We start from the raw sequence: 6,553 nt of genomic DNA, 5'->3' as shown, positions 1-6,553 counted from the left end.
AGTTAGAAGAATTAAAAGAGAATGAGGGGATTTATCGTTATGCGTCAGCGGGAATCAAGGTTGCAGTATGTGTAATAAATCCAAGTGGTTCTAATGCAGATACAAGAAATGCTGCATTTATTGCATTATCATCTACTATTATAATTATCTTCAAAGGACCTTCATATCCGGATATTTCCGGGACTGAGGGTTTAGTTCCAATAATCCCAGTATATTCAAGTAATGGCATTGTAAAATAAAACCGGCTCCCTTTACCTGGTATACTATTCACCTCAATGGTTCCTCCCATCAGTTCAAGCAATTGTTTAACAATAGTAAGGCCAAGTCCTGCCCCATCAGTAGATGAAACTTCACCAGCCAATTGAGTGAAGGGAAGAAATATCGTATCGATTTCTTCGGGATCAATTCCTATTCCCGTGTCAATAACCTCTCCGGTGAATAAACCCCCTTGGTCATTAGTATACCCGGTGTGAAGGGTAACCATTCCATCATTGGTATATTTTATTGCATTAGAGACCAGATTGAGCAGTACTTCTTTAATCCTTCGCTCATCTCCAATAAGAAAATCGGGAACCGGAGAAATTTCTTCATATAATAGCAACAGGTTTTTTTCCTGGGCTCTGACCCTTGACAATTCGAGTATTCCTTTTACCAAATCATGAATGTTAAAAGGCTTGTTTTCTATTGTTATCTTCTTTTGTTCAATTCTGCTGACTTCCAATATTTCATTAATAAGGTCAAGTAAATGTTCTCCACTTTTCTTGATGGTGAGGATTTGGTTTTTTTGGGTGTCTGTTAAATTTGACTGATTCTTCAGTAACTGAGAATAGCCTAATATCGCATTAAGAGGAGTTCTTAGTTCATGACTCATTCTTGATAAAAACTGAACTTTTGCAATGTTTGCTTCTTCTGCACGTCTTTTTGCTTCTAATAGAAAAGTCTCATTTCTTTTTTCTTCCGTAATATCCAGATTGGTTCCAAATAATTCTACAGGATTTCCATCAGAATCTAACCTGACTTCTCCATAGATACGAAATGTTCTTTCGTCACCTTGTTTTGTTATAATCCTGATTTCATCTTGAAATGATGTTTTTTGAATAATCATTGACTTTAATTTATCTAATAACTGATTTTGGTAATCAGGATGAATACATTGTATGAAAAATTCATGAGTAATCTCCTTTGGATTGCCTATATCATAACCAAATATCAGATACATGTTATCAGACCAGAACACTTTTTCTGTCGTAATGTCCCATTTCCAGCTACCCATTCTTGCTATTTCCTGTGCCCTGTTAAGATCAACGGTTCGTTCACGAACAAGGTCAATCAAATGTTCCTGATGTTTTTTTAATTCGGTATTTGCACGTTCCAGTTCATTTCTGGCCAGTCCTGTTTCACCCATGATCCGGGCAAGACGGGAGAAAAAATCCAGCATTGAAGTAATCTGGGCCTGAGAATAGATAGGTACTTCTGATAAAGCTTTCAGATATTCATCGGTATTAAATCCAAATTTTTTGGCTTGTTTTTTAAAAAATTCTATATCAGGTTCTTTGAGAAGAAACTGACCTGCGAAGAAGTTTGCTACATGGATCCCATTAATAGTTATTGGTATTGCTGCATCATACAGGCCGTTTTTGCACTGGTACAGGTTATACAATGACCCTTTTTTAAGCTTACCGGCAAGGATTGTATCACTTTCCAGGCATCTTTGTGAAGTTTCCGGATTAACCCGGTGAAATATTGTACATATTCCCTTCCAACCGGTAGCAGACAAAATTTCTCCGTTTAGTTCAAGGATTGCCGTAGCTGCACCGGTAGTCTCTGTAAAACTCTGACATAATTCCTGTAGTTCAGTAATATCAACTAATTCAGCAAACTTCATACATTATCAAGACCGGTTTTATGCAATCAGCTAATGGAATACCTGCATTACGAGTTATTAAATATTGGCATGAAAAAAATCACGCCCGGATATATTTTTCCAAGACGTCAAGAATAGCCGAATACATAAGAAAAAACAAAAAAAAGTAAAAAATTCCCCGGATCAGGAAGATATCGGAACCTGAAGTAGTGCTTCTTCATCTGTTCCCCTCATATCTGAAGCAATAATAGCAATAAGGGTGATTGCTGATGAAATCCAGAATGCAGAAGTCACTCCATTGGTAAAGGCAACCTGGATATACACCGGCTGGCTCATTCCTCCGACAACAAACATGTTTATCATCTGATCAAGTGAAATGGTGCTCATGAGAAGTGGAATTGCAATTGTTATTGAGATCACCATTCCGGTATTGTTAAAAAATGCCCTCATGGCTGATGCTGCACCTCTACGCTCAAGTGGAACACTGCCCACGATAGCACTGGTGTTTGGCGGCTGAAAGAGCCCGGACCCGATGCCGTTGATAAACATCCATATGGTGATCAGCCAGAATGGGGTGTTATATTCAATCATGGCAAGACCTAACAGACCAACCAGAGAGATAGCAAGACCGAGGGTTGTGACCGCCCGGGAACCGTACCGGTCAGATAAATATCCACCAATCGGACCGGTAATAACAAGACCGATACCAAGCGGGGCGACAAGGATACTGGCAACCAAGGGATCAAATCCTTTGAATCCCTGGAAAAAAAGAATTAATAACATCATTATGGCTCCTCTGGCAATGGCATTGATAAAAGCACTGGACTGACCAAATAATAATGTCCTGCTCTTAAAAAGAGAGATCTCAATTAATGGGTGCTGAACCCGGAGTTCCTATCGAATAAAGGCAGCAAGGGATACAACCCCTATCATAAATGTTACAAGTATTTCCGGACTGAAGAACCCACTGATAAATCCGGCACTTCCATAAATTGTCAGGGTAATGAAAGCAATGGCAAAAAGAATCTTTCCAACCATATCAAATGATTCTTCTCCTTTAAACTCCTTGATTTTCCGGAGATATTTCCAGGCCATATACGCAGCAATAATACCAATTGGAACATTTAAAAAGAAGTTCAGCCTCCAGTCAACCAAGGTCAGAAATCCTCCGATAATAGGACCTAAAACAAATGTTCCTGCCATGATCATAGAGAGTATACCCATTGCTTTTCCCAGTTCATAACGGGAAATGCATCTGCCACGATAATCGTTCCATTGGCGACCATGATCGCTCCGCCAATTGACTGCAGAACACGAAAACCAATCAGCTGATAAATATCAGCCACGAGTCCACAGAGCAGCGAAGCAATGGTGAAGATAACCAGGCCATAAACGTAAATCTTTTTTCTCCCGAATATGTCAGCAAGCCGCCCGCAGGTAGGAGCAAGATTCGTAAAAAAAGCATGTACACGATGAGAACCCAAGTGACATTGACTGGGTTAGTGTTCAGACTTACCATCAAAGTTGGTAATGCGATGATAAGAGTACTAGCATTGAGAACACCGACCAGGGTTCCAAGAGAGGCAACAAGGAGAACTATCCATTTATAATCGATCTTTGTTTTTTTTAGGTTTATTAATATTCATGAAGATTTTTTGTACTATTATGTGAGTAGATTATACAATCATATTGGGGAGACACACTATCGGGCTTTGAAGAGTAAGGATTTATTCTTAATTGGCTGTATCATGATAGATAACAATAATAGCGGAGAGATAATAATTTCAATCCCTTCAGATGAAAAAGAGGATGTAAAAACTCGCATTGTCATGTATAGTGCAGAACAGTATGGAAATATGTTCGGGTTGATTAAAATTGATATCCGGTTTCGTGGATACTTCTGTTATATTGAATCTTATCATGAACCTCATGGAACAGTCAGAATGTGCTCATGAAAAAAAGGGGTTGAAGTTGAATACATCAGAGAAAAATTAAAAAATAATCCTTCACCCCTCTGCCTCTTCATTATCTTGTCCGAAATCGATGGACCATTAAAATTTTTAATTATTGTAAGGATCTATATGAACCATCTCTCTTTCTGACAGGATTACCAGTGGGAACAGCTGAAGAAGGGCTTGATACCGCTATGGAATATTTTTATGGGACATAGTAAAAAAAATCTGGCTATATTGTCAAAATAATTAAATTATGGATAATAATGAGAGAAGAAAATATCTTTCTAGCAGGTTTAATCCGAAAGTTAAGGAAAAAATTGTCCCAATGGCCATTAAAAGGTACCAGATTATAGACCCACGGTCCTGAGGTTGCAGACTCTTATCAATCAGGATTAGTAAAAAACCTAAAACACTAAAAAGGATTAATCGTATCGCGATAAACTCCCGGGCCAGTGCCTGGGTGAAGAAAAAATCAGAACCTTTGGCTGATAATACCAGGAAGAAAACGATGAGAAAATATCTCTGTTTATTCATATGAAATCCGGAAATGGTCCTTGGAAGAGTTATCTCAAGAACACGTGCACGTCCATATAATCCCCCTAAGAGACTACAAAACAGAGCGATCATACAGACCCCGGCAAATATCAGATTTCCATATGGGCCCAGATTCATGATGATAAAGATTATCTCAAGGGTAAGGTCAGACTCCGGTGCACCCATGCCGTGTTCGTATAAGAACACATATCCGATAGAAAAATACAAACAACAAAGAAAGAAGAGAATTATCATGCCCATTCCAGCATCTACCTTCGCACGGCGTAAGATATTCGGTTTCATATCATCCGGCAATTCTTCTTTCAGGTGACTCATAAGCCAGACAGAATAAAAGAGAAGAGAAAACCCTGATCCAACGCTACTGAATATAACTGCAGTTCCATATACCCATTGATATGTACTCATATCTGGCAGTAATCCTGCAATAAGTTCATTTAGCGGGATTGTAATGGAAATTATCAGGAGCCCGAAACCTACCATGATAAAAAAAACCGCCCTGATAAGTAACTTTCTGAAAAACCAGTACGAATGCATGGATACGAGAATAAAAAGTAGACAAAATAATCCGATGGTAATATATATCGGGTTAAAATGAATCCCAAATAATTCATTAAAAAGCCGTACCACCATCTGGGATGAAAACCCAAGCATGAATATCTCAACATACAAAATGATATTAATCATCCAGACTGCCCAGTTTTTTGGACCAGGAACTTTTCCAAGACCTGAAAAGATATCAGTCCCTGATGCAAGGGTGAATCGTGCAAGTCCGGTAATCAGGGCATATTTAAATAGAAGAGTAATAACAATGAGGCCTAAAAATGCATATCCATTATCTGCTCCAAAAGAAATGAGAGAAAGCAGCCCTATCCATCCACTGGAAGAGAGAGCAATAAGGAGTCCGGGTCCGGGAAGTGGATACGTGATTTTCTTCTTCGGCACCGGGTTATCCATATCGGATATTTGATTGAATCCGATAAGTAGATAGCCATTTATTTCCTAAAAAAACCGGATTTAGTATCAGGTACAAAAAGGTAACTATCAGGAAAAAATCAGATGGTTCTACAAAAAAAACACAGTATTCTTGCAGAGAGAATCATAGTTTTCCTCCTCATATTCGCAATTATTTATCAGTTGTTACCTGACCCGGATTCTTTGAATACCATCTCAATCAAGCCTGTTTTTCCTGCTATTGATGAAGACAGAATTGTATTTGAAAATCACCAGGACTGGACATATTCAGATCTTGTCATCTGGAACAATACATCCGGCATTTATATGCCGTTCCAGGGAATCGGGGTAACCAGGTATAAACCAGACATAGATGGAGAAATCATTGTCTGGCAGGAAAAAATTGACAGTATCTGGGATATTTACATGAAAAATATCAGTTCAGATAAGATTACTCCTGTTTATCAAAGCCAGTTTAGAAAAACCTCACCACGAGTTTCTGGCGATTGGATTGTCTTCGTAGATGAAAATTTTGGAAATGAAGATATCCATCTCGTTTCTCTTTCTAATCATGAAGACCGAATGATATGCCAGGCAGAAGACATACAGTGGCAGCCGGACATTGATGGTGACTGGGTGGTCTGGGAAGACTGGAGAAACGGAGCACTATCTCGTGGTGATATCTTTGCATATCATATCCCAACCGGAAAAGAGATCCAGGTTACCGATTCTCCATGGGGAGATTGGTTTCCCTCAGTATCAGGCGAATGGGTAGTCTGGCAATCTCAAAAAATTGGAAACTTTGATATTTTTGCCAGTAATCTAACATCGGGAATCGTAATACCGATTACTACTGATCCAAGCAGACAATGGCTCCCCCGGATATCAGGTGATCTGATTGTCTGGATTGATGAACGGAACGGGAACTGGGACATTTATGGATATAACATTACACAAAAAAAAGAATACAGAATTTCCACCGGTACAGAACATGATTCCTGGCCTGATATTTCCAACCGGACGGTAGTGTATATTTCCAATATCAGGCAAAAAGATCCGGTTCTTCAGGTTACAGAATTCCCTGATACATAACCTGTTATTAGGTATCCGGAAATTTTTGCTGTTTACTTCTATTTTTCAAAATCAATTCTGGATTTACCATTATTGTCAACGGCGGTGTAAATATCCCCAACTCAGGCGTTATTTATTCCCCAGTCCATTTAAAGTT

Annotated in this window: 5 protein-coding genes and 1 pseudogene; 2 read left to right on the top strand and 4 right to left on the bottom strand. The window is 38.9% G+C overall.

Going from position 1 to position 6,553, the window contains the following annotated elements; genetic code table 11:
- Positions 1 to 37: 37 nt before the first annotated feature.
- The 3 genes and pseudogenes from DLD82_RS17835 to DLD82_RS19465 form a co-directional block, all read right to left on the bottom strand.
- Positions 38 to 1,885: a PocR ligand-binding domain-containing protein gene (locus DLD82_RS17835; protein WP_109942484.1), complete on the bottom strand. Its 1,848-nt coding sequence runs from the start codon at positions 1,883 to 1,885 to the stop codon at positions 38 to 40.
- Positions 1,886 to 2,047: 162 nt separating this feature from the next.
- Positions 2,048 to 2,677, bottom strand: coding sequence for an MFS transporter (locus DLD82_RS17830; RefSeq protein ID WP_281268026.1), 630 nt, complete (start codon positions 2,675 to 2,677; stop codon positions 2,048 to 2,050).
- A gap of 81 nt (positions 2,678 to 2,758) precedes the next feature.
- A pseudogene (locus tag DLD82_RS19465) lies at positions 2,759 to 3,348 on the bottom strand (MFS transporter).
- A gap of 264 nt (positions 3,349 to 3,612) precedes the next feature.
- On the opposite strand from DLD82_RS19465, the gene DLD82_RS17815 reads away from it, so the two are divergent.
- On the top strand, positions 3,613 to 3,819 hold the full coding sequence (locus DLD82_RS17815) for a hypothetical protein (protein ID WP_109942480.1): 207 nt from the start codon (positions 3,613 to 3,615) through the stop codon (positions 3,817 to 3,819).
- 246 nt (positions 3,820 to 4,065) lie between these two features.
- Here the strand turns inward: DLD82_RS17815 and DLD82_RS17810 are convergent, their stop codons facing one another.
- Positions 4,066 to 5,316 (bottom strand): divalent metal cation transporter, encoded by a 1,251-nt coding sequence (locus DLD82_RS17810; RefSeq protein WP_181391526.1) that lies wholly within the window; start codon positions 5,314 to 5,316, stop codon positions 4,066 to 4,068.
- Between the two features lie 114 nt (positions 5,317 to 5,430).
- Here DLD82_RS17810 and DLD82_RS17805 point away from each other — a divergent pair, with 114 nt between their 5' ends.
- Positions 5,431 to 6,417 carry a TolB family protein gene (locus DLD82_RS17805; protein ID WP_109942478.1) on the top strand — a complete coding sequence of 329 codons (987 nt, stop codon included), beginning with the start codon at positions 5,431 to 5,433 and terminating at the stop codon, positions 6,415 to 6,417.
- The last annotated feature ends 136 nt before the right edge of the window (positions 6,418 to 6,553 follow it).

It is taken from the genome of Methanospirillum stamsii (assembly GCF_003173335.1).
In the GTDB taxonomy this organism is placed as follows: Archaea; Halobacteriota; Methanomicrobia; order Methanomicrobiales; family Methanospirillaceae; genus Methanospirillum; species Methanospirillum stamsii.
The sequence above is the reverse complement of the archived record's forward strand: the minus strand, read 5'-3'. Positions and strand labels throughout refer to the sequence as shown.